Source organism: Turicibacter sanguinis (genome assembly GCF_013046825.1).
Classification (GTDB): domain Bacteria; phylum Bacillota_I; class Bacilli_A; order MOL361; family Turicibacteraceae; genus Turicibacter; species Turicibacter sanguinis.
In genome coordinates, this window is sequence record NZ_CP053187.1 from 2,034,244 (window position 1) to 2,055,418 (window position 21,175).

The 21,175-nt window shown below is 34.0% G+C and carries 19 protein-coding genes; 16 read left to right on the forward strand and 3 right to left on the reverse strand.

What is annotated here, in order from left to right; genetic code table 11:
• Positions 1–23: 23 nt before the first annotated feature.
• From HLK68_RS09785 to HLK68_RS09845, 13 genes are all read left to right on the forward strand, one after another.
• A complete protein-coding gene (locus tag HLK68_RS09785; RefSeq protein ID WP_006783229.1) occupies positions 24–1,121 on the forward strand; it encodes an exonuclease domain-containing protein in 1,098 nt (365 codons plus the stop codon).
• Between the two features lie 138 nt (positions 1,122–1,259).
• A complete protein-coding gene (locus HLK68_RS09790; protein WP_006783228.1) occupies positions 1,260–2,270 on the forward strand; it encodes a GerMN domain-containing protein in 1,011 nt (336 codons plus the stop codon).
• 52 nt (positions 2,271–2,322) lie between these two features.
• Positions 2,323–3,033 (forward strand): ribonuclease PH, encoded by a 711-nt coding sequence (rph, locus tag HLK68_RS09795; protein WP_006783227.1) that lies wholly within the window; start codon positions 2,323–2,325, stop codon positions 3,031–3,033.
• Positions 3,034–3,047: 14 nt separating this feature from the next.
• Positions 3,048–3,641, forward strand: a complete 594-nt coding sequence (locus HLK68_RS09800; protein ID WP_006783226.1) for an XTP/dITP diphosphatase — start codon at positions 3,048–3,050, stop codon at positions 3,639–3,641.
• Positions 3,642–3,650: 9 nt separating this feature from the next.
• Positions 3,651–4,160: a metallophosphoesterase gene (locus tag HLK68_RS09805; RefSeq protein ID WP_006783225.1), complete on the forward strand. Its 510-nt coding sequence runs from the start codon at positions 3,651–3,653 to the stop codon at positions 4,158–4,160.
• A 21-nt stretch (positions 4,161–4,181) separates the two neighbouring features.
• Complete coding sequence (locus HLK68_RS09810; protein WP_006783224.1) at positions 4,182–5,108, forward strand: tetratricopeptide repeat protein; 927 nt, start codon at positions 4,182–4,184, stop codon at positions 5,106–5,108.
• Positions 5,109–5,775: 667 nt separating this feature from the next.
• Complete coding sequence (locus tag HLK68_RS09815) at positions 5,776–6,258, forward strand: GNAT family N-acetyltransferase (protein ID WP_006783223.1); 483 nt, start codon at positions 5,776–5,778, stop codon at positions 6,256–6,258.
• A 589-nt stretch (positions 6,259–6,847) separates the two neighbouring features.
• On the forward strand, positions 6,848–7,417 hold the full coding sequence (locus tag HLK68_RS09820) for a GNAT family N-acetyltransferase (protein ID WP_006783222.1): 570 nt from the start codon (positions 6,848–6,850) through the stop codon (positions 7,415–7,417).
• A gap of 99 nt (positions 7,418–7,516) precedes the next feature.
• On the forward strand, positions 7,517–8,023 hold the full coding sequence (locus HLK68_RS09825; RefSeq protein ID WP_006783221.1) for a P-loop NTPase family protein: 507 nt from the start codon (positions 7,517–7,519) through the stop codon (positions 8,021–8,023).
• 343 nt (positions 8,024–8,366) lie between these two features.
• On the forward strand, positions 8,367–9,041 hold the full coding sequence (locus HLK68_RS09830; RefSeq protein WP_132942672.1) for a hypothetical protein: 675 nt from the start codon (positions 8,367–8,369) through the stop codon (positions 9,039–9,041).
• Between the two features lie 158 nt (positions 9,042–9,199).
• Positions 9,200–11,599, forward strand: a complete 2,400-nt coding sequence (locus HLK68_RS09835; protein ID WP_006783219.1) for a type IA DNA topoisomerase — start codon at positions 9,200–9,202, stop codon at positions 11,597–11,599.
• A 692-nt stretch (positions 11,600–12,291) separates the two neighbouring features.
• Positions 12,292–13,602: a conjugated bile salt MFS transporter gene (locus HLK68_RS09840; protein ID WP_009606217.1), complete on the forward strand. Its 1,311-nt coding sequence runs from the start codon at positions 12,292–12,294 to the stop codon at positions 13,600–13,602.
• 655 nt (positions 13,603–14,257) lie between these two features.
• Positions 14,258–15,121, forward strand: a complete 864-nt coding sequence (locus HLK68_RS09845; protein WP_006783217.1) for a LysR family transcriptional regulator — start codon at positions 14,258–14,260, stop codon at positions 15,119–15,121.
• On the opposite strand, the gene HLK68_RS09850 is transcribed toward HLK68_RS09845, so the two are convergent.
• Both HLK68_RS09850 and HLK68_RS09855 read right to left on the reverse strand, forming a co-directional pair.
• Positions 15,118–15,684, reverse strand: a complete 567-nt coding sequence (locus HLK68_RS09850; protein ID WP_006783216.1) for a chromate transporter — start codon at positions 15,682–15,684, stop codon at positions 15,118–15,120. The genes HLK68_RS09845 and HLK68_RS09850 overlap by 4 nt on opposite strands.
• A 4-nt stretch (positions 15,685–15,688) precedes the next feature.
• Positions 15,689–16,282 carry a chromate transporter gene (locus tag HLK68_RS09855; protein ID WP_006783215.1) on the reverse strand — a complete coding sequence of 198 codons (594 nt, stop codon included), beginning with the start codon at positions 16,280–16,282 and terminating at the stop codon, positions 15,689–15,691.
• A gap of 587 nt (positions 16,283–16,869) precedes the next feature.
• On the opposite strand from HLK68_RS09855, the gene HLK68_RS09860 reads away from it, so the two are divergent.
• Together HLK68_RS09860 and HLK68_RS09865 are read left to right on the forward strand one after the other, a co-directional pair.
• A protein-coding gene (locus HLK68_RS09860; RefSeq protein ID WP_128446228.1) for an IS3 family transposase occupies positions 16,870–18,002 on the forward strand; the annotation gives its coding sequence in 2 pieces (ribosomal slippage) (positions 16,870–17,131 and positions 17,131–18,002; 1,134 coding nt in all).
• Positions 18,003–18,071: 69 nt separating this feature from the next.
• Positions 18,072–19,001 carry an AraC family transcriptional regulator gene (locus HLK68_RS09865; RefSeq protein WP_229040252.1) on the forward strand — a complete coding sequence of 310 codons (930 nt, stop codon included), beginning with the start codon at positions 18,072–18,074 and terminating at the stop codon, positions 18,999–19,001.
• Between the two features lie 332 nt (positions 19,002–19,333).
• Here HLK68_RS09865 and pgeF read toward each other — a convergent pair whose 3' ends face one another.
• A complete protein-coding gene (pgeF, locus tag HLK68_RS09870; protein WP_006785263.1) occupies positions 19,334–20,149 on the reverse strand; it encodes a peptidoglycan editing factor PgeF in 816 nt (271 codons plus the stop codon).
• A gap of 254 nt (positions 20,150–20,403) precedes the next feature.
• Here pgeF and HLK68_RS09875 point away from each other — a divergent pair, with 254 nt between their 5' ends.
• Entirely contained in the window at positions 20,404–21,072 is a 669-nt protein-coding gene (locus HLK68_RS09875; RefSeq protein WP_006785264.1) for a potassium channel family protein, read from the forward strand.
• The last annotated feature ends 103 nt before the right edge of the window (positions 21,073–21,175 follow it).

Genomic DNA, 21,175 nt, shown 5'->3' on the forward strand with positions numbered 1-21,175 from the left:
TTCTAAGATGATGAATTTGTTTGATGGAAGTGGTAATCATGCTCGGACATACCGGAGTTATTTTAAAAATAAATATGAATGACTATAAAATATGGATTAATGAAACGTGTTTTTCTTATGAAAATAAATTACATGTGACCAACTCAATGATTGGACAAACCGTTCAGTATAGCTTAAACCAAACGGGAATGATTAATCATCTTGAATTAGTCGTTCAAAAAACCAAAGAGTTAAAAGGAAAAATTCAGTCGATGAATTTATCAATTCCTCGAATTTCTTTGCACACCGATGGACAACTTTTACATTTTTACGTGCCACATCGATACTTAGAACTGGTGAAACGTCACTTTAAACCAGGGGATTTTATGCATTTTTCTTATAATCCAACCGAATTTAAACTGGGAAAAGCATCTTATTTTGTGATTACAGGAATCAAAAGTGATCCACGTAAAAAGATGGCGAATCCTCAACAAGTCAAAAATGAATTGAGACAGACCATTAATTTATTAATGGACTCCCCTTTTTATGCCTTTTTAGATTTAGAATTTTCAATGAGTGGACCTGAATATCGTGGAACTAAATTCATACCGGAAATTATTCAATTTGGATTAATCATAGCCGATGCCGAGGGAAATCTCGTGGAAAAATTCTCAGCGTATGTAAAACCAACAATCTTCCCACAAATTTCAGGTAAAACACAAGAATTTTTAAAAATTACAGATGCATCTGTCGCATATGGCATTACTTATTTAGAGTTTTATGGTTACATTAAAGAAGTCATTGCACGATATAACCCATTATTTATTGTATGGGGTGTTTCTGATGGATTTATTTTGGAAAACTCATATGTGATTAATGGAGTAAAACCTTTATTTGAGACCAATCAATTAATCGACCTACAACGCATTCATCGACAATATTACCAAATCGGGCAAGATATTGGGCTATATAATGCCATTCGAAGTTATGAAATTTTAACTGGGACGCAAATTCATGATGCGATTGTCGATGCTTTAGTTTTACATAATATTTTTTATAAGTTTAAATCGATTATTTTGGCGAATGAGCAGTATCCATTTAAGGAAAACTATCAAAATATCATGAATAATCGCTTAGGTTAGTTCAAAAAAGATAACTTTTTATCAAAACAAATGAGGAAATGACAAGTATTCACGACTCATTGGTTTGATGGATAGAATGGTTATCTTTTTTTTTATACCCTCATATAGTTAGATATAAATTCAAGCGAGGTGAAAGCAATGAAAACGAATTGGTTGAAAAAATTGACACTACCAGTCTTAGCCATGGCATTCGTCTATTACTTAACAAAAAGTGGAGAAGACCCAGCGACCAAAAACTTAGTTCAAAACATTACGAATCAACAAAGTACATTACAAACAAGTGAAATCAGTGAAGACTGTTACGAAGTTTACGCTCTTCATGATTCAGGGTACATGGTTAAAACATATGTTGAAAAAGGGGAAGAAACAGATCAAGTTCAAGCGGTATTCGATTTATTAACCATTAAATCAAATCAATTACCACTTAAAACGACATCTTTGATTTCACCGATGACTGTGCTAAATGACTATACCCTAAACGATGGAACCTTAACGTTAGATTTATCAAAAGAATTCCTTAACTATGATGCTAGTCAAGAGCAACAAGTTGTTGAATCTTTAGTCTGGAGCTTTACTAGCCTTGAAGGTGTAGATCGTGTTAAATTTGAAATTGATGGACAACCCGTTTCCAATCTAAATGGAACCCTAGCTGTTGAACGTGGTCTGACTCGCCAAATGGGAATAAACCTAGAAATGGATACGAATAATTTAGATAACACACAACTAGTGACGCTATATTTCATGACAGACGACACTCAAAACGGATTACTTGTTCCAGTCACACGATTAATCCCTAGTAGCGTAGATCCAGTGAATTATGCCATCGACTCATTAATCCAAGGATCAGTGGGGGGTGAGTATATCAGCGTCTTTGATAACCAAACGACATTAATGACAGAACCAGTGATTGAAAATGGAGTCATTACGCTTAACTTTAGTTCAGATTTATACTATGACAATAACCAAACCGTTGTTTCTTCTTTAATGCATGAACAGTTAGTCATGACCTTAACAGAATTCGATGGAATTGAAGCTGTCTCAGTTTTAATCGATGGAAACTCAAAAATTGTTGATGATACTTTACGTTCAGTTGCTATTCCAACAAGTCGTAATATTTTTGAACCTGTAAATGACGCCATATCAAAATAGAATATGTTATAATGAATAAGACAGTTTCAAAACAACAAGCAGGTGATAAAACATGAGAACTAATGAACGTAAAAATAATGAACTAAGACCCGTCGAATTCATTCCAAATTATATTATGCATCCAGAAGGAGCTGTTTTAATTTCAGTTGGAAACACAAAAGTGATTTGCACTGCAACGATTGAAAATAAATTACCCCCTTTTATGCGAGGACAGGGAAAAGGTTGGATTACAGCTGAGTACTCTATGTTACCACGCGCGACGAATACACGTAATGTTCGAGAATCAGCTCGTGGAAAATTATCAGGTCGTACGATGGAAATTCAACGTTTAATCGGTCGTTCTTTACGTGCCGCTGTTGATTTAGAAAAACTAGGTGAACGTACGATTTGGATTGACTGTGATGTGATTCAAGCAGATGGTGGAACACGTACAGCGTCTATTACAGGATCAGTTGTGGCAATGAAATTAGCTTTCGATAAATTAGTAGCAGAAGGTGTTTTAAAAGAATCTCCTCTTAAAGAACATTTAGCGGCAATCTCAGTTGGAATCAAAGATGGTGAAGTCATTTTAGACTTAGACTACGAAGAAGATTCAAGTGCAGAAGTCGATATGAATGTGATCATGACTGAGAGCGGACAATTTGTTGAAATCCAAGGAACAGGTGAAGAGGCGACGTACTCACATGCTGAGTTATTACAAATGCTTGACGTTGCAAGCCAAGGAATTAAACAATTAATTGAAGCTCAAAAACAAATCGGTTAATAGGAGACTAAAACATGAAAGAAGTCATCATTGCGACACAAAACAGTGGAAAAGCAAAAGAATTTGAACATATTTTCAATCGTTATAACATTCAAGTTAAATCATTACTCGATTTAGGTGACGTCACTGAAATCGAGGAAAATGGTGAGACATTTGAAGAAAACGCCTTAATCAAAGCGCGTGAAATAGCAAAAAAATATAAAAAATTAGTCATTGCAGATGACTCAGGGCTAGAAGTTGATGCCTTAAATAAACGCCCAGGTGTTTATAGTGCTCGTTATGCTGGAGAAGATCGTGATGACGCCAAAAACATTGATAAAGTCTTAACAGAGCTTGAAGGGATAGAAGAAAAAAATCGTAGTGCCCGTTTCGTTTGTGCCCTTGCTCTTGTCACAGAAAATGGTGAAGAATACGTCGTTCGAGGAGAGTGTGAAGGTCAAATTTTAACACATCGCCAAGGAAACGAAGGGTTTGGATACGATCCAATCTTCTATCTACCATCCATCCAAAAAACAATGGCCGAGATTCCAAAAAGCGAAAAAAACGTCTTAAGTCATCGTGCGGATGCCTTCAAGAAGTTAGAAAATGTCTTAATGGATTTAATGTAGGAGACGGATATGTTACTTGTCATTGTAAGTGATAGCCATGGCGATACAAACGCTTTATCATTAATACGTGAGCGCCACCTTTTAGACGCTGACCTACTTATTCACTGTGGAGATTCGCAGTTACCTGCAAATCATCCGTTATTAAACGAATATCTGAGTGTTTTAGGAAACTGTGATTTTGATAAAAACTTATTAAAAGAACGCATCGAACCTCTTACACTTGGTGCTCGTTTATTCATAACGCACGGGCATCTATACGACGTTAAATATTCATTAACAAGACTTTATTATCGTGCACGAGAATTGGATGCTAACATCGTATGTTATGGTCATTCTCATTGCATCGGGGCAGAAATGGTAGACGGCATTTTATTTATGAATCCTGGAAGTGTTGTCTTACCAAGAAATACAAAAGAAAAAACATATGCCTTACTAGAGATTAGTGAGACTTCATTTGAACTGAGCTATCATGAAGTTCAAAGTGGTAAAGTATTAGTCAAAGAAAGCTTTAAACGATAGAAAAGAAAGGTAGGGGGTCTAATGCAGGAAAATTATCAATATTATCTAAATCAAAAAGCGGTGGCTTCGCATTATTTAGAATTAGGAAATGTTTTGAAAGCATTAGAGCATTTTAATAATGCCTACCATACATCATTTGGGACAGAAGATTTAGATTTAATGTTAGACTTAGCATTTTTATATGATGAAATCGATGATCGTAAGAAAGCACTTGAATTATTTTATGAGATGATTAAAATCGACAGTGAATTTCCAACCTCTTATTATGGAATCGCTACGATCTATGATGATGATGAAGAGTATGAAAAAGCAATTTATTATTATCAAAAAACAATCGAGCTTGATCCAGAATACGAAGCAGCACATTTTTTCTTAGCTAACATTTATGACGAAACAGATGAAATTGAAAAAGCGATTTATCATTATGAAAAGACACTAGAACTTGATCCAAACTATTTTTATGCCTATATTAATCTGGGATGTATTTATGAAGCTCAAAATCAAAACTTAAAAGCTTACCATTATTTTTATAAAGCCTATAGTCTTGATCCAACAGATTACACGGCATTATTTAATTTAGGAGTCGTTTGTCGTAAGTTAAATCAAGTCAAAGAATCGATTCGCTATTACCGTAAGTCGCTGCAAAGTAATCCTGAGTATTCGTTTACCTATTTAAATTTAGCTATTTTATATAAAGAAGAATATCATGACTATTTAGAAAGTATTAAAATTTATACAGAAGGGATTCAATATAATCCAAATGTATCCGTTTTATATTATAATCGTGCTTGTTGCTATGCGTTAATGGAAAACAAAGAAGCAGCACTTGAAGATTTAATCATTGCTAATCAACTGAGCCCAAGCTTATTAGAATATATGGAAAAGGATGACGAACTGGTACAAGTTCGTCAAATGCCAGCCTATCAAAATGCTTTTAGTGTGAAATAAGACCGTTCTTTTACCGGTCTTATTTTTTTATTCTCAGTCATAATAGCTGTGGATAAATGAATCGTAACAGGTTATGGAATTGGCAAGTTAGATGATAATGCTATTTGAGGGTAAAGTCTTAAAACATGAACGAAAAGAAGTAAAATATGAGAAGGCTTACTTCGAAATATCGGTTATAATTTGAATCGTTTCTGAATAAAAATAGAAAAGTAAAATAAATGGAGGGGAAACATGAATTTTGTCGTTCTATCTGATTGCCATAGAAACCTGCCAGCACTACAGGTCATTATGGGAGTATTAAAAAGTTGCCCTCATGCATGATGCTATGTAAGAAGATGGAACCTTTAAAGCCATTGAGAAGGATAACTCACCACAGGCGTTAGATGGGTTATTTAAAGAGATTGATACTGATTTGATTTTCTATGATCATTCACATCAAAAGTATGATGTAAATGTCGGTGCGAGTGGTTATATTAAAAGTAATCAGACGCATGATACGAGGTTGAGGTTTCAAGAGGATGGCTATGAGATTAATGTCAGATAGGTAAGTTATGAAAAACATAAGACATTAGAAAAAATGGATGAACTCAACCTGCTAGAATGCGAGTTTATGAAAGCCGTCTTTTTCTAAAAAGAGAGAATAATTCAATGAAAAAGGAGAGAAAAAATGAAACTAATGACTCATGCTTTAACAGAAGATCAAGCAAAAGTGATTGCAAGTTGGCGATATGAGGGAAAGTATGCTCTTTATAATTTACCAACTTGGGATGAGATGAAGGCGCAAAACTACGCACTTTGCGATGCAGTGAAACGCCAACGTTTCTTAGGATTTTCGCAGGAGGAGGGTGAGCTCATCGGTTTTATTAACTTACTTTGTGAAGAGGATCATGTGTTCTTTGGCATGGGCGTGCACCCTGATTATTGTAATCAAGGTTTTGGACGAGATATCATTGCGTACGCCATTAAGGAGAGCCAAAAGCGCCATGCTAATTTGCCACTTTTACTTGAGGTACGAACTTGGAATGAACGTGCCATTAGATGCTACCAGTCACAAAATTTTAAGATTATTGAGAAAAAGAAACAAGAAACCTACTTAGGACTCGGGGAGTTTTATGTCATGAAATATGAACATGACGATGAAAATTGTTAATTAAGTGGACGCTAATCTTAACTAGAAAGAATCGTTAGATTGTCGAATCATAGACCCTCTCTCATATGAATGATTTTAAGCAGACATCTCTTTCCTAGAGGTGTTTTTTTGTTTATTTTATAATAGGTATGGATAACTTTAAGGGTGGAATTTATTCAGAATGAGATTTAAGGCCTACTTCAAAAGCATAGACTGTTAGGATGAAATTAAAGCATTTGATGAGGGAGGTACTTCTTTTCAGTTGGTTAAAAATGGGGGTTATAGTGATTCGAAAATAATATCCATTAGTTACCCAAAAATATGAAACGTGAATCTTACTTCTATGGAGTGAAGTTAAAAGATTGAAAAGCTGAACAAATGATTCTGTTTTATGAGGTATCAAGGAGTCAGAGTTACGAACTTAGCATGATTCATCGCATTTATCAAAGAAAAGTCCCATTAAAAGAAGATCTTAGCTTTCATTTACGAATCAAATATCATTTCCATTAAATGACGGCAATAAGTCTTTTGAGAATGGGAATTATCGTGTTTTAATAATGTGTGTGGATAACTTATATGGTATAATAAGGAAAATCAGAGGAGGGATAGAATGTTAAATCATACAGGAACAAAAGTGATTGAAACACCAAGGTTAATCTTAAGACCATTCAAGATCAGCGATGCGTCTATGATGTATCAAAACTGGGCATCAGACGATGAAGTCACAAAATATTTAACGTGGCCAACGCATAGCGATATTTTCGTAACGAAGACCATTTTACAGATGTGGGTAGAGGGGTATAAAAATAAGGACTACTATCAATGGGCAATCGAGTTAAAGAAAACAGGTGAAGTGATTGGAAGTTTGAGTTTATTCAATATTAATAATCATGATGAAAATGCTGAAGTGGGATATTGTATTAGTCGTGATTATTGGAATCAGGGGATTGTAACTGAAGCTTTTAATGGCTTAATTAAACTAGCGTTTGAAGAGATTGGCTTTGCTCGTCTAACTGCGCGTCATGATGTGTTAAATCCGGCTTCTGGACGCGTGATGGAAAAATGCGGTCTTACCTATGAAGGAACACTTCGTAAAATTTCAAAAAATCAAGCAGGACAACTCGTCGACTGTAAATATTATTCGATTTTAAAAGAGGAATATGATGAGAAGCAGTTTTAATTTGAGAACCAATGATTAGCGATTAGGATAAGGAATGATCATTTTCAATGAGAGATGAGGGGAAACTTTCATCATTTTACTTACTTGGAGGAAGAAAAAATGAAAAAAATTATGGTAATTGGATGCTGCGGTAGCGGGAAATCAACCTTATCAAAACAACTCGCTAAAAAACTAAAATTACCACTTGTTCATCTAGATGTGTTAAATTGGTGTGGAAATTGGGAATGTGTTCCGCAAGAGACGTTTGATTCGTTACTATTAGAAGAGTTACAAAAAGAAGAATGGATTATTGAAGGCAATTACAATCGAACGATTCCAATGCGTCTAGAATATTGTGATACGGTGATTTACTTAGATTATTCAAGGTGGACGTGCTTATTAGGAGTTTTAAAACGTGTTATCAAAGGTTATGGAAAAACTCGTTCTGATATGGGGGGGAATTGTCCTGAAAGACTTGATTTCGAATTTTTAAAATTCGTATGGAACTTTAACCAAAATAATCGAGAACGCTACTTAAAACTATTAAGTGAACAATCTGATAAAAACGTGATTATTCTTCGTAATCGAAAAGAAGGTGCCACGTTTCTTAAAGAGATGATTGGATGAAAAATCGGATTGGAACCTCATTCAGGAGACGCTGAAACGACAGGATTTTGTGAGCAGGAGAGAAAAATTTAGCTCTTTATAATGGCCTGTATGGAGAACAAACCATTTGTTGCTAACGTCAGCGAATTGGTTAATTTCTAATTGTTATCACATCAAGTTAAGATGTCCTAAGTTTTACGATTAATCATGCGTTCAAACAAGAAGGATAGCCATTGGCTATCCTTTTAATCTATAAAAAGAATAGCTTCTATAATCAATAGAAACTATTTAAGGATAGAATGAATTTTTTTCTAAAACATGGTATTATGTGATGAGGATAAATAAAAGATAAAGGGGGATGGGAATGAATCAAAAACAAGTTATTTGTTATGTGATATTAGCTCTAATGTTTATCTTAGCCGGCTCTAGCAATGAAATACCGGATACATGTGTCGACCGAATTTTTGTTCTGCTACACGGGGCGAATTGGTCATTTCATTATGCCGGAATATTTTTGATGATCATTATTTATACCTGTTTTAAACAGCTTAATCTCCAAAAAGAGAATGCTTTTTTCAAAACAAGATGGCGACGTATCATAGCGACTTTTTTGTTTTTGAATCTTAGCACTCATACTGCAAATCTCACTGTCCAACTGTATAAAAGCTTTTCATCTGATTTAAGTTCGATTTATTTAAATCGTCAGGAATCTCATGTATCTGTGAATGGCCGTGAAACAGAGCTTAAGTTAGAGGGACAACTAGAACTGAAAAACTGTTCAAATGAAGAACAATGGTTTTACTTAACTATTACAATGCCAACGTTTGTGGAAGAGGCAGTCGGAATGAAAGATGTTATAATTAATCAAGCGTTTAATCTTCCGGCCAAAACCAAGCAAAGAATAACGATTGATGAAACGTTTAATATTCAAATGTCACCCTATTATTCCTTTAATTCTAACGCTTACGAATACACGTTATTCAATGAAAAAAGTGAAATCATTTTTAAAGGTAGCTTTGATCAGTATTTATTTCATTAATCAGCATCGGTGGCATCTCTTAAATCAAGAGATGCTTTTTTGATAGGTATCAAATGAAACTTTAAAATTTCAATGTGAAATTTTTGATTATCAGTGATATAATATTCTTCTGTGTTTAAAAAACAAAAGGATACGTTTAAAAAAGGAGGCGGTTCAACATGGCGAGAGCTTTATTGATTGCTGAAAAACCGTCATTAATGAGAGAAGTTCAGGCTGTTTATAAAATGATGAATTTTCCGGACCAAATTGATTTTAAATCATTTCGAGGGCATACGATGACGTTGCTTGCACCGGGTGATTATACACCGGAGTGGGAAAAGTGGGATTTAAAAACATTGCCGATGATTCCATCAAAATTTAAATATAAGGTCATTGAAAATGGTGATTATTTCAACATTTATCAAGATATTAAGAAAACAATTGAATTGGGAAACTATGATTATTTGATTAACTGTTGTGACCCGGGGCGTGAGGGACAATTAATATTTCACTCGGTTTATGAAAGCTTAGGTTGTCGTTTGCCTGTGAAACGTTTTTGGAATAATGGAATGACAGAACAGGCGATTATGGATGCCTTAAATCACATGGAAGATGATTTGAATACCCCACGTTTAAAAAATATGATTCATGCGAGTAAATTAAGAGCTGATTTTGATTGGCTCATTGGGATGAATTTTACGCGTGCCTTTTCAATAGGGGCTAATCAACGTAAAGCTTTACCACTTGGACGTGTGATGACGCCCGTATTAAATATGATTGCACAGCGTGAGATGGAGTTAAAAGATTTTAAACCGAAGCCATTTTGGGAAATTGAAGCTGATTTTGGTGAGTATAAAGGAACGTATTTCGATCATGATAATGAAAATGAAACGAAGTTTTTTGATAAAGAAAAAGCGGATGCGTTAATTCAAAGCTTACCGAATGTAGGAATGATTGAAAAGGTTGAAAAAAAGGTGGAGAAGAAATACGCTCCAAGTTTGCATTCATTGGCTGATTTGCAACGCGAGGCAAATAAGGTGTATAGTTTTACGATGTCTGAAACATTAGACATTGTTCAAGAACTCTATGAAGCTAAATACTTATCTTATCCGCGTACTGATTCAGCGTATATCACACAAGATGAAGCGAAGCGATTCCCGCAACTATTGGCGGCGATTAAAGAGATTCCGGATGTTTTGAAGTATGTACAGCCGATTTTAGATGAAGCGGGAGTCATCGAGAAAACGGCAAGAAATAAAAAGTATGTTGATGATAGTAAGGTTAGTGATCACTACGCCATCATTCCAACAGGGAAACCAGTAGATTTTAATCGCTTAAGCAAACGACAACAACAAATTATGAGTTTAGTAGCCAAGCGTTTTGTGGCTATTTTTATGCCTCCAAGTGTCGTGAATAAAACATCGGTGATTACAAATTGTAGTGGACGAAAATTTAAGACAAATGGAAATGAAGTCGTTGATAAGGGATATACTGTTTTATATAAAACCAAATTTAGTGAAAATAGTTTGCCATCACTTTTAGAAAATCAGCCGGTTTCTTTAACCGAAACAACACTAATAGAGAAGGCCACAACTCCCCCAAGCCGCTATAACGATGCCACGATTCTTGAGGCAATGATTAATGCGGGACGTTTTCTAGAGGATAAAGATTTAAAAGATGTTTTAAAATCGAGTGAAGGAATTGGAACTCCGGCAACGCGTGGTTCGATTATTGAAAAATTAATTAATTTAAAAATGATTGAACGTAAAAAGAAAACGTTCTATGCCACTGATTATGGAATTTCAATCATTCAAAATTTAAACGGGCATCTCGTTGCTTCTCCTGAATTAACAGCACAGTGGGAACAAAAATTAAAATCAATTGAAGCTTGTCAGCTAGAACCGATGACGTTTTGGCATGAAATGATTGAGTATATTAAAGTTGCCACAGAAGAGTTTAAACAAATGACGTATCAAATTCATGGAGTAGCAGCGACGTATACAAACTCTGAAATTAAGTTGATTGGAAACTGTCCAAAATGCGGTCAGAAGGTAGCGGCAGGTAAAAATTATTATTATTGTACGGAGTATAAAAAAACGTGCGATTTTATTAGTGGGAAAGCGATTCTTGGCACGAAAATTTCAGAAGCCAATATGAAAAAAATTCTTCAAGGAAAACCAAGTAATATCCTAACCTTTAAAAAAGTAGAGGCGAATGGTGAGAAAAAAACATGGAAAGCAGCCCTGATTTATAGTGCTGAAAAACAACAAGTGGTTTTCCATTTTGAAGATGAAGGACCTAAAGTTCCAACCAAACAATTGCATTTAAAGTGTCCGAGCTGTGGAAATACATTAAATGAAACAGGGAACTTTTATATGTGCCCTGAATATAAAAAAAGCTGTCAATTTATTATCGGAAAAACCTATTTTGGTGCTCCGATTTCCATTGAAAATGTGGAGCAAATGTTAAGGGGGCAGACAACGGAACCAAAACAAGTCACCTTCACCGATGGAACGGTTGCTCAGGGGGTTTTATATCTCGATGTTCCAACGAAAAAAATGAAATTTAAACGAATATAAAAATAAACGAAAATCATCAATTTTCTAAATAAAAAAGATTAATCTCAACTTAGTCAGTAGTTACGACAGTCAGATTAATCTTTTTTATTATGTTGCTCTATTTATAATCAGCCAGCAGAAGTTAAACAATGTTAAATATGGAGCGAGAATACTTACCAATCAAGAGGGAAATAATCCACTATTAAGAGGCAAGCGAGAGCTATTATTAAAAATAAATATATCTTATATAATTATTATTATTAAATTTCGCTCTGTTAGATAGTCAGGTTGAAATCTACATCGTTTATTTTAAATTAGTAAATCTATTCTAGTAACAAAAAAGTTGTTTAGTTTAGAGTTGACCATCCCATGGGGATCTTGAGATTAGTGTGGCATGAAAAGATTCAATAGCTATCTTTTGTAAGTACAACCTTCATTGTTAAAAAATCGAATGAGATGAAGGTCGATTCGCATGAAATCGTGGAATGATATTACTTTAATTTTCTAGAACTTTATTCTATACTCTTAAATCCTATTTAGAAATTTTTCGTCATATTTAATTTGATATATATCAATTGAAAATACATTTTTTTACTCTTATTGTTAAAACTATAATTAATTGAAATAATTTATTTAAATCATAAATATTTCAATGGATAGCGTATTTACTTGATAAAAAATATGTCGGTTTTAATGAAGGAGGAATTTAACTTATGAGTACTCTCAATAATAACAAACAACATAAATTCTTTTATGGGTGGGTCATTGTTGCAGCATGTTTACTTATTCAAGCCATACCATTTGGAGTCGCCTCTAACTTACCCCCTACTTTTACAAACTATGTTGTTAATGGAGAAGGGTTTAGTTATGCATCCTTTACCCTAATCTTTACGATTGGGACTGTTGTATCTGCTATTTGTTCGCCTTTTATAGGAAAAATATTTACTAAAGTCAATGTTAAACTATTATTTATCATCGGTTCTATATTTGTCGGCGGTGGATTTATGTTATACTCACTAGCTGGCAATAAACTAATTGCTTATTATATAATAGCTGCCATCGTTCAAGTCGGAAATGCTATTGTTTCTGCAATTGGAGTTCCTACACTGATAAATGCCTGGTTTAAGGTTAATAAGGGGAGAGCACTTGGGATTGCCTTCTGCGGTGGAGGAATAGGTAATATAGTTCTTCAAACGTTAGCAGGTAAATGGTTAACTGACCCAAATATAGGATATAAAGGAGCTTATTTAAGATTTGGACTCATCGCACTAATTGGTTCATTATTAATCTCTATATTTCTTGTCAGATTGCCTAAATCAGCAGATGAATTAGCCGCAAATGCTCCTAAGAAAAAATTAGAAGGGCAAGAAGATGTAGCCCATCATATAAGTTGGGGATATACAGTAGGTGAAACAACTAAAATGCCTCAATTTTGGCTAATAGCGGCTTCTTTTATCTTCATCGGATTCTATGTTAGTGGATTTGCTTTACAATTCATTCCTTATTTCCAAAGCTTAGAAGAAAAGAAAATATTACTGATTTCATCAGCTACATTAGCCTCTATGTTCGGATTATTTTCGATCTTTGGTAACATTTTGGGTGGGATTCTTTTTGATAAACTAGGATTATCAAAATCATTCCTATTGGCCGGAACTTTAGTCATTATAGCAGGGTTATGCTTATTATTTGTCGGAAAAATAAATGCACTTGGATACCTCTTTACAGGTGCATTCGGAATCTCAATGTTTTCTTATGTCATGGGACCTTCCTATATGACAAGCTCACTATTTGGAGATCGAGACTATGGATCTATTCTTGGATTTATCCAATTATTCTTTGCCGTTGGCTTTGCTGTCGGTACCCCAATTTTCAGTCTTATTTTAGAGAAGGCAGGATGGGCAACAGCATGGACTTCTTCGATTATATTTGCTGTTATTGCGTATGCAGGACTATTAATTGCTTCTTTATCTATACTTAAAATGAATAAAGAAAAAAATGTTCGTGAAACGAAAAGAATTTCTTAATAAAAAAATATTTTAGAGCGATTATCAAAGAAAAACCATTATCTCAAATCAGATTTAATCTGAACTCAGATAATGGTTTTTCTTTTGTACAATTTCTTTGCAACAATTGTGAGCGGGGGCCTGTTCCCTTTAAGGGATATTATCCTCGATGAATACAGGTGATGAAGGTGGAGATGAGTATCCACTTTCTATTAAATTTTGATTACGATAAGCGGTTTGAATTTAGAAAGCTTTTGGTATAATTCTATATGAACTAAAAAATTAAATTAAACGTATCAAGTTGACTAAAGTATAAGATTTTTCACGTTTTCTGATTAAATATATTTATTCATTTAATTAAGTATCTTTTTCTGTTGGAGTCTAAACTGATTAATTTAATACTGTCAATTAAGAAGTCATGATGATCACAAAAATGAATAGCACTGAAAATTACAACTTGCACAGATGGACTCTAATGTTAATATAATAGTGTAGTCTATGGTTGTATTTAAAAGAGATGCCTGATCGATTCAATTTTTATTATTTCTATAAGATGGATTCGCAGACATCTAAGATAAAAGAAATTCATGAATAGAGTTATCGGGATATATGAAAGCTTAAAGATTCAATGTTTTTTTATAAAGGGTTTAAGTTTATGATAGGAGGAGTAGATAGTATGAGCATTAGACATTTGCGAATTTTTATCATGGTTGCATCACTTAAGAATATGAGTGCAGCGGCAGAGAAGTTGTTCATTACACAACCATCGGTTAGCCAAGCAATTAAAGAAATTGAACATTATTATGGAGTGAAATTATTTGAGCGTTTATCAAAAAAGTTATATTTGACAGAAAGTGGAGAGTATTTATTAAGATATGCAACTCATATTGTTCAATCCTTTGATGAGATGGAAACGATGATGAAGAATAAATCGGACAATATTGCTTTGCGTATTGGAGCATCTATTACTGTAGGAAGTTGTTTGTTAAATCATATTCTGGATGATTTAGAAGAAGAAAATAATAAAATAACAACGCAGATTTATGTTCGTAATACAAAGGAAATTGAAAAAATGTTATTAGATAGTGAACTAGATGTTGCCTTAGTTGAGGGAACCGTGACCAGTAAAGATTTGATTTCGAAACCTGTTTATCAGGATAAGTTAATTATGGTAGTTGGAAAAGGGCATAAATTTTATAATCGAGATGAAATTAGTATTGAAGAACTTCAAGGAGAGGCTATTATTTCTCGTGAAGAGGGAAGTGGAAGTAAAACAATTTTTGATAATATTCTGAAAAGTAATCAGATAGAAGTCGATATTAAATGGAGTAGTACAGATACGGGGGCAATTAAGGATGCAGTACTGGAATCAAGAGGATTAGCTGTGTTATCTCGTCTTATGGTAGAGCGAGAATTGAAAAAAGGTACACTCCATGAAGTTTCTCTAAAAGAAGTATCTATGTTTAGAGAAATATTTGTCGTGTACCATAAAAATAAATTTATGTCTAAATCTTTAAAATGTTTTTTAGAGATTCTTTAAAAAATCATATAGATGATTGTTCCAATTAGACCTGATCCGAAAATAACTGGAATTGGACTTAACTTGAATTTACGAAGAGCAACTAAACCTCCTACGAATAAAGCAAATTCAACAATACGGAAGTTAGATAAGATAATTTCATGTTTCTCAGCTTGGAATAATGCTAATGTTAAAATAGATAAACCTGCTGATGAAATTAGTGAAACAACAGCTGGACGTAAACTAGATAAGATTGTTTGAACGCCTGAGAAGTTACGATATTTGTAGTAAAAGTGCGCAAGTGTTAAACAGATAATAAACGATGGAATAATAACCCCTAAAGTACAAATAAGTGCACCAGGTAATCCATTTAATTTTGTTCCAACAAATGTTGCAGCATTGATTGAAATAGGACCAGGTGTCATTTCAGCAATAGTTACTAAATCGGCGAATTCAGGAAGGGTCATTAACCCTTGGATATTAACAATTTGGTTTTGAATTAATGGGAGTGCTGCATATCCACCACCTACACTAAATAAACCGACTTGAATAAAACTCAAAAATAAAATCCAGATAATATTCATTAATCTACGCCCCCTCTATACCTTGTTTTTTAGATTTTTTTAAATCGATAAAAAGATTTAAAAAGCCAATTGCAAGACATAAGAAAATAACTGTCATTGCACTAATATCAAGTACGTAAGTCATAATGAACGTAATGACCATTAATGAAATATATACCGCATTTTTGGTTTTAATAACATTTTGAGCCAATTTGATAACAACATCACAAATAACGGCAGCTACTCCTGCGCGCATTACCATTAATGCCGTTGCGATCACTTTACTTTCTCTAAATTGTGTATAGAATAATGAAATAATTGAGATAATGACAATTGGTGGAATTGAAGTTCCAACAATTGCAACGATTGAGCCTAAAATTCCTTGCATACGATATCCTAAAATGACAGATGCATTAATTGGGATAGGTCCAGGCGAAGATTGTGCAATAGCTGTAATATCAAGCATTTCATCTTCTTCTAACCAGCCTAATTCTTCAACAAATTTCTTTTTCATTAACGAGACAATAACGAAACCTCCACCAAATGTTGAAGCACTTAAAATGAAGGTAGATTTAAATAATTCCCATAAGATTTTCCAATCCTTTTTTTTATTGTGCATCTTAAACTCTCCTTATTAAAGTATTTATTTTTTACAATAATTAGTATACGATTTATTATTCTATAAGTTAAATACATATATATTATTAAATATATAAGTAAATACCTATGGTAAAAAATATTAAGAAGTGGTGGAAAATCATCATTGTTTGTTTGAATACGAAGGATAAACGACTAATCTTAAAGTAAATGAGAGATTAGATATCAAGTTGTTAAATCATCTGACTAGAAGAAAAAGGTTATTTCTAACGGACTAAGTGATGGATTAGCCGATTAGCTTATCTTATTTTTGGCTAAATGTAATCGTAATTGTGTTCGTGGGAGGGGTGACTGTCACCATGGATACAATTTCATCATTAGATTACAGTTTATAGTAGGACTTTCTAACCTTGAAATATAGGATAAAAAGAATTGAAATCACTGATCATAAAAAGAACATATCTAACCTCAGAATGAGTTTCTGTTCTTAGATATGTTTTTTTATGTAAATATTACGTATGAGAACTTGTGGATAGGTTACAATTAATTAGACAGTTTTTTTAAGGTCATGTAGAATTATAAATAATATCAATCTAAAGGAGCTTTAACATGACCCAAACTAAAACTCGTAGACCACGCCGTACGTATACAGATGAATTTAAAAACCAATTAGTCCAGCTTTATTTAAATGGGAAACGTAAATGTGATATTGTTCGTGAATACGATATCTCATCGTCTTTACTCGATAAATGGATTAAACAGTCAACTTCTACAGGTTCTTTTAAGGAGAAAGATAACCGCTCAGAAGAAGAACAGGAGTTAATCCAACTTCGTAAAAAAGTTAAGCAATTGGAAATGGAAAATGATATTTTAAAGCAAGCCGCGCTGATCTTAGGACGAAGATAAATGTGATTAAAAACAATACACACAAATATTCAGTTTCAGCGATGTGCAAAGTCCTTAATGTGCCTCGTAGCACTTATTATTATGAGTCTAAACCGAAGAAAGATGAAACTCAACTGGTTACTGATATCATTGAGATTTTTCGTCGAAGCCGAAATAATTACGGGACTCGAAAAATTAAGCAAGAGTTAAAAAAGATGGGACAACAAGTTTCACGTCGTCGTATTAGTCGTATCATGAAACAAGAAGGCCTTGTATCGAATTATACCGTTGCTCAATTTAAGCCGCATACAGCTAAATGTAACGAAGATAACACTGAAAATATCGTGGATCGTAACTTTGATGAACAACCACATTTAAACGTTGTTGTCAGTGATTTAACGTACGTTCGTGTAAAAAATCGCTGGCACTATCTTTGTGTGCTTGTAGACCTGTTTAATCGTGAAATTATCGGTTATAGCTCTGGGCCTAATAAGGATGCAGAATTAGTTAAGAAGGCGTTCAGTACAGTCCAAACTAACCTAAGTCAAATCAAGATTTTCCACACGGATCGAGGTAACGAATTTAAGAATAAAATCATTGATGAGATTTTAGAGGTATTTGAAATTGAACGCTCTTTAAGTATGAAGGGATGTCCCTATGACAACGCTGTTGCAGAAGCGACCTATAAAGTAATCAAAACAGAATTTGTAAACCATCAGATATTTGAAACCCAAGAACAACTAGGTTATGAATTTGCCGACTACGTTAACTGGTATAACAATCATAGGATCCACTCTTCACTGGGATATTTATCCCCAGTTGAATATCGTCAAAATACCCTTAAAAAAGTTGTTTAGTTTAGTGTTGACAATCCAATTATGAATAAATTCATATTAGATAGAAGATACAAGGATTTAGTCGAAAGTATGGGGATATCTATAGAAGAATCTTTAAGAAGATCGGAATTGTCTAAGGATCTCTTTGATAACAAAGTCCCTTCAATGACGGTAGAGGAGTACATTAGATTCATGGATACCTTAAAGGAACTAGCGATAGATTCGTCTGCTCCAATAAAAGTAGCTCAAATTGAAAATGTTGAAACAATTTCACCTCCTATTTTTGCAGCTCTTTGTAGTAAAGATGTCTTAACCTGTATGAAAAGAATTTCAATGTATAAAAGGCTAATCGGTCCTTTAGTATTCTTAGTTACCGAGAATAAAGATCATATCACTCTAGAGTTAACGTTTGAAAAAGAAAGATATCAATTACCTGAATTTTCAGTTGCGCTTGAGCTAGTTTTTCTAGTGAACTGTATTAGAAAAGCTACTAAGAAACATATTATTCCACAACAAATTATGACAACATATCGTTTAGATAGTGAGGAGTACACAGAATTTTTTGGAATAAAGCCAACGGTAGGTCCTAAACATATGCTCATCCTGTCCAAGAAGGATGCACTAGAACCATTTGTTTATCAAAATGATATGATGTGGGATTATTTTGAGCCTGAGTTAAAAAGAAGACTTAGTGAGCTAGAAGTAGAAGATAGTTGTGGTGCTAGAGTGAGAAGTGTACTGATCGAGCTATTACCTAGTGCGGAAAATAGTATCGAACAGGTGGCATTAAAACTTGGTTATAGTAAGCGAACACTTCAAAGAAAATTAAAGGAAGAAAATACAACTTTTCAACAGCAACTCAATCATACTCGAGAATTATTAGCGAAACATTATCTGAAAAACTCAGATATGACAAATGAAGATATCGCTTATTTATTAGGATACCAAGATTCAAATTCGTTTATAAGAGCCTTTCAGATGTGGACAGGAGTCACTATTAGTGAATATAGAAAAAAGTAAATAGGGTTAATCATGTTTATTAACTTACGCATAGGTATCAGAAGATAAACCTGATAGTGAGATGAACATCCATTAGATGTAACAACTAAATTTATAAACATGTATGATTTCCTTGAATCATGACTCAGGAAGTAAGAGACATATCGAATATCGTAAAACGGATTAATAGTGTATTAATCAAAATGGTAAAGGAGTCTAGCTTTCAATATTTTGCTCGTCAAATCTTATTACTATCTAACTAGGATATTCAATTCACACATCATTTAGTTGGAGGAAGGGGATTATTAGGCTCTAAAAAAGGGCAACCTCAATAGAGTTCGCCCTTTTTATGATTAATCTTTTAAGCACATGAAGTTCATCATGCGTCCTGTCACTGAATTTTTTCTAAAACTGTAGAATAAATCGCTGTCTGTATAGGTGCAATAAGAGGTCACTGAAATATTTCCAGCAGGAACTCCTTCATGCAACGCTTGCTTATAGTTGAGCAATTTCGGGTCAAACTTATATTGGCCTCTACCTAGCTCAACAAACGTTTCTTCAACGTTAGCAACACATGATTTCTTCACTTCATCAATTACCGTATCATCAACACGGTAAGCATCGCGACCGATACATGGTCCAATGGTTACGAAGATTTCCTCAGGTTTGATTCCTTCCACATCCTTTAATGTGCGAAGCATTTCATGCATCATTCCATCAACTGTTCCACGCCATCCTGCATGTGCAACCCCGATTAAATGACGAGTTGGAACGTAGAAATAAAGCGGAGTACAATCTGCATAAAACGTTGCTAAGACCACATTTGATTCCGTTGTATAAAGTCCATCTGTTGCCTTAATTCCAGATTCAAAACTGTGGACTCCAGCCCCTAAATCAGCGCTCGTCACCTTATGAACATTCGTCGTGTGTAATTGCTCTGCAAATACCCATTGCTCAAGGGGAGCTTGAATGGCCTCTGCAACAAGTCGTCGGTTGTTTAACACGGCCGTTGGCTCATCTCCAACATGATACGCAATGTTTAAACCTTGGAAGGCCCCAACAGAAGTTCCATCTTGTAGCGTGGTAAACCCTGCAATCAAATTAGAATCCTGATTCATCCATGGTTCAATAAATAATAGATTGTCTTTTTTAATAAACGGTTCTTTCATTCTTTTCACCTCATGCTTATTATAACAGACACTTCATTAAAAGATGTAACAAATTTCTAACGGATGATCGTCATTCAACGTTGAATCCATAAAGTTTCTTTATCAAAAAGAGTTAAATTATATAAGGTTACATTTTTTTTGGATGTAGACGATTGTTTTTAAACGTGTTAAAATAAATCATGAAACTTTAACACATAATAAAGTTTAAAAAAAGTCATCGTGAGATGCCTGACAATAATAAAGAGGGATTTTGTATGGAAAAGAAAGATACAACATTCGCCGTCATTGGTTGTGGCCAATTTGGTGGAAGTGTCGTTGAAGAATTAGCTCGTCAAGGAGCAGATGTTATCGCCATTGATAACAATGAAGAAGTGATTAAAAAATATGTTAATATTGCAACACAAGCCATCATTTTAGATTCAACAGACGAAGAAGCCTTAAGAAGTATCGGAATTCGTAACATTGACCATGTTATCGTAGGAATTGGACAAAATATCCAAGCCAGTATTTTAACAGCCTTATTATTAAAAGAAATTGGCGTAAATAAAGTAACGGTAAAAGTGGTAAATGATTACCATAAAAAAGTTATTTTAAAAATCGGTGCTGATTCAGTCATTCAACCTGAAAAAGATACAGGAAAACGTCTAGCACATCAAATGTTATCAGACTTCGTACTCGATTACTTAGTGCTATCAGACAATTATAGTATCGTTGAATTATTAGCAGCGGGGCCAATTGTTGGGCAAACCTTAATCGATTTAAATATTCCACAACGTTTTGGCATCAATATTGCAGCCATTAAACGTCGTGATAACATTGTTGTACCTCAAGCGAACACAGAAGTCAAAGAAGGCGACGTGTTACTTGTCATTGGAGAAAACAAAGACATCAGTGAATTTGATCACTGGTTATTAAATAGTTAATCAGAGCCAATTTTGGCTCTTTTTTTTGTATCAATCGATAATTCATTAATTTCTATACGTGATATAATGAAGTTAAAAAGGTAAAGAGGAGTTGGATGATAAA

Coding starts and splice junctions, on each gene's coding strand:
- HLK68_RS09790 (WP_006783228.1), top strand. CDS start 1,260: ATGAAAACGAATTGGTTGAAAAAATTGACACTACCAGTCTTAGCCATG.
- HLK68_RS09830 (WP_132942672.1), top strand. CDS start 8,367: ATGAATCAAAAACAAGTTATTTGTTATGTGATATTAGCTCTAATGTTT.
- HLK68_RS09810 (WP_006783224.1), top strand. CDS start 4,182: ATGCAGGAAAATTATCAATATTATCTAAATCAAAAAGCGGTGGCTTCG.
- HLK68_RS09865 (WP_229040252.1), top strand. CDS start 18,072: ATGGGGATATCTATAGAAGAATCTTTAAGAAGATCGGAATTGTCTAAG.
- HLK68_RS09800 (WP_006783226.1), top strand. CDS start 3,048: ATGAAAGAAGTCATCATTGCGACACAAAACAGTGGAAAAGCAAAAGAA.
- HLK68_RS09825 (WP_006783221.1), top strand. CDS start 7,517: ATGAAAAAAATTATGGTAATTGGATGCTGCGGTAGCGGGAAATCAACC.
- rph (WP_006783227.1), top strand. CDS start 2,323: ATGAGAACTAATGAACGTAAAAATAATGAACTAAGACCCGTCGAATTC.
- HLK68_RS09815 (WP_006783223.1), top strand. CDS start 5,776: ATGAAACTAATGACTCATGCTTTAACAGAAGATCAAGCAAAAGTGATT.
- HLK68_RS09835 (WP_006783219.1), top strand. CDS start 9,200: ATGGCGAGAGCTTTATTGATTGCTGAAAAACCGTCATTAATGAGAGAA.
- pgeF (WP_006785263.1), bottom strand. CDS start 20,149: ATGAAAGAACCGTTTATTAAAAAAGACAATCTATTATTTATTGAACCA.
- HLK68_RS09785 (WP_006783229.1), top strand. CDS start 24: ATGGAAGTGGTAATCATGCTCGGACATACCGGAGTTATTTTAAAAATA.
- HLK68_RS09820 (WP_006783222.1), top strand. CDS start 6,848: ATGTTAAATCATACAGGAACAAAAGTGATTGAAACACCAAGGTTAATC.
- HLK68_RS09840 (WP_009606217.1), top strand. CDS start 12,292: ATGAGTACTCTCAATAATAACAAACAACATAAATTCTTTTATGGGTGG.
- HLK68_RS09805 (WP_006783225.1), top strand. CDS start 3,651: ATGTTACTTGTCATTGTAAGTGATAGCCATGGCGATACAAACGCTTTA.
- HLK68_RS09875 (WP_006785264.1), top strand. CDS start 20,404: ATGGAAAAGAAAGATACAACATTCGCCGTCATTGGTTGTGGCCAATTT.
- HLK68_RS09850 (WP_006783216.1), bottom strand. CDS start 15,684: ATGAATATTATCTGGATTTTATTTTTGAGTTTTATTCAAGTCGGTTTA.
- HLK68_RS09845 (WP_006783217.1), top strand. CDS start 14,258: ATGAGCATTAGACATTTGCGAATTTTTATCATGGTTGCATCACTTAAG.
- HLK68_RS09855 (WP_006783215.1), bottom strand. CDS start 16,282: ATGCACAATAAAAAAAAGGATTGGAAAATCTTATGGGAATTATTTAAA.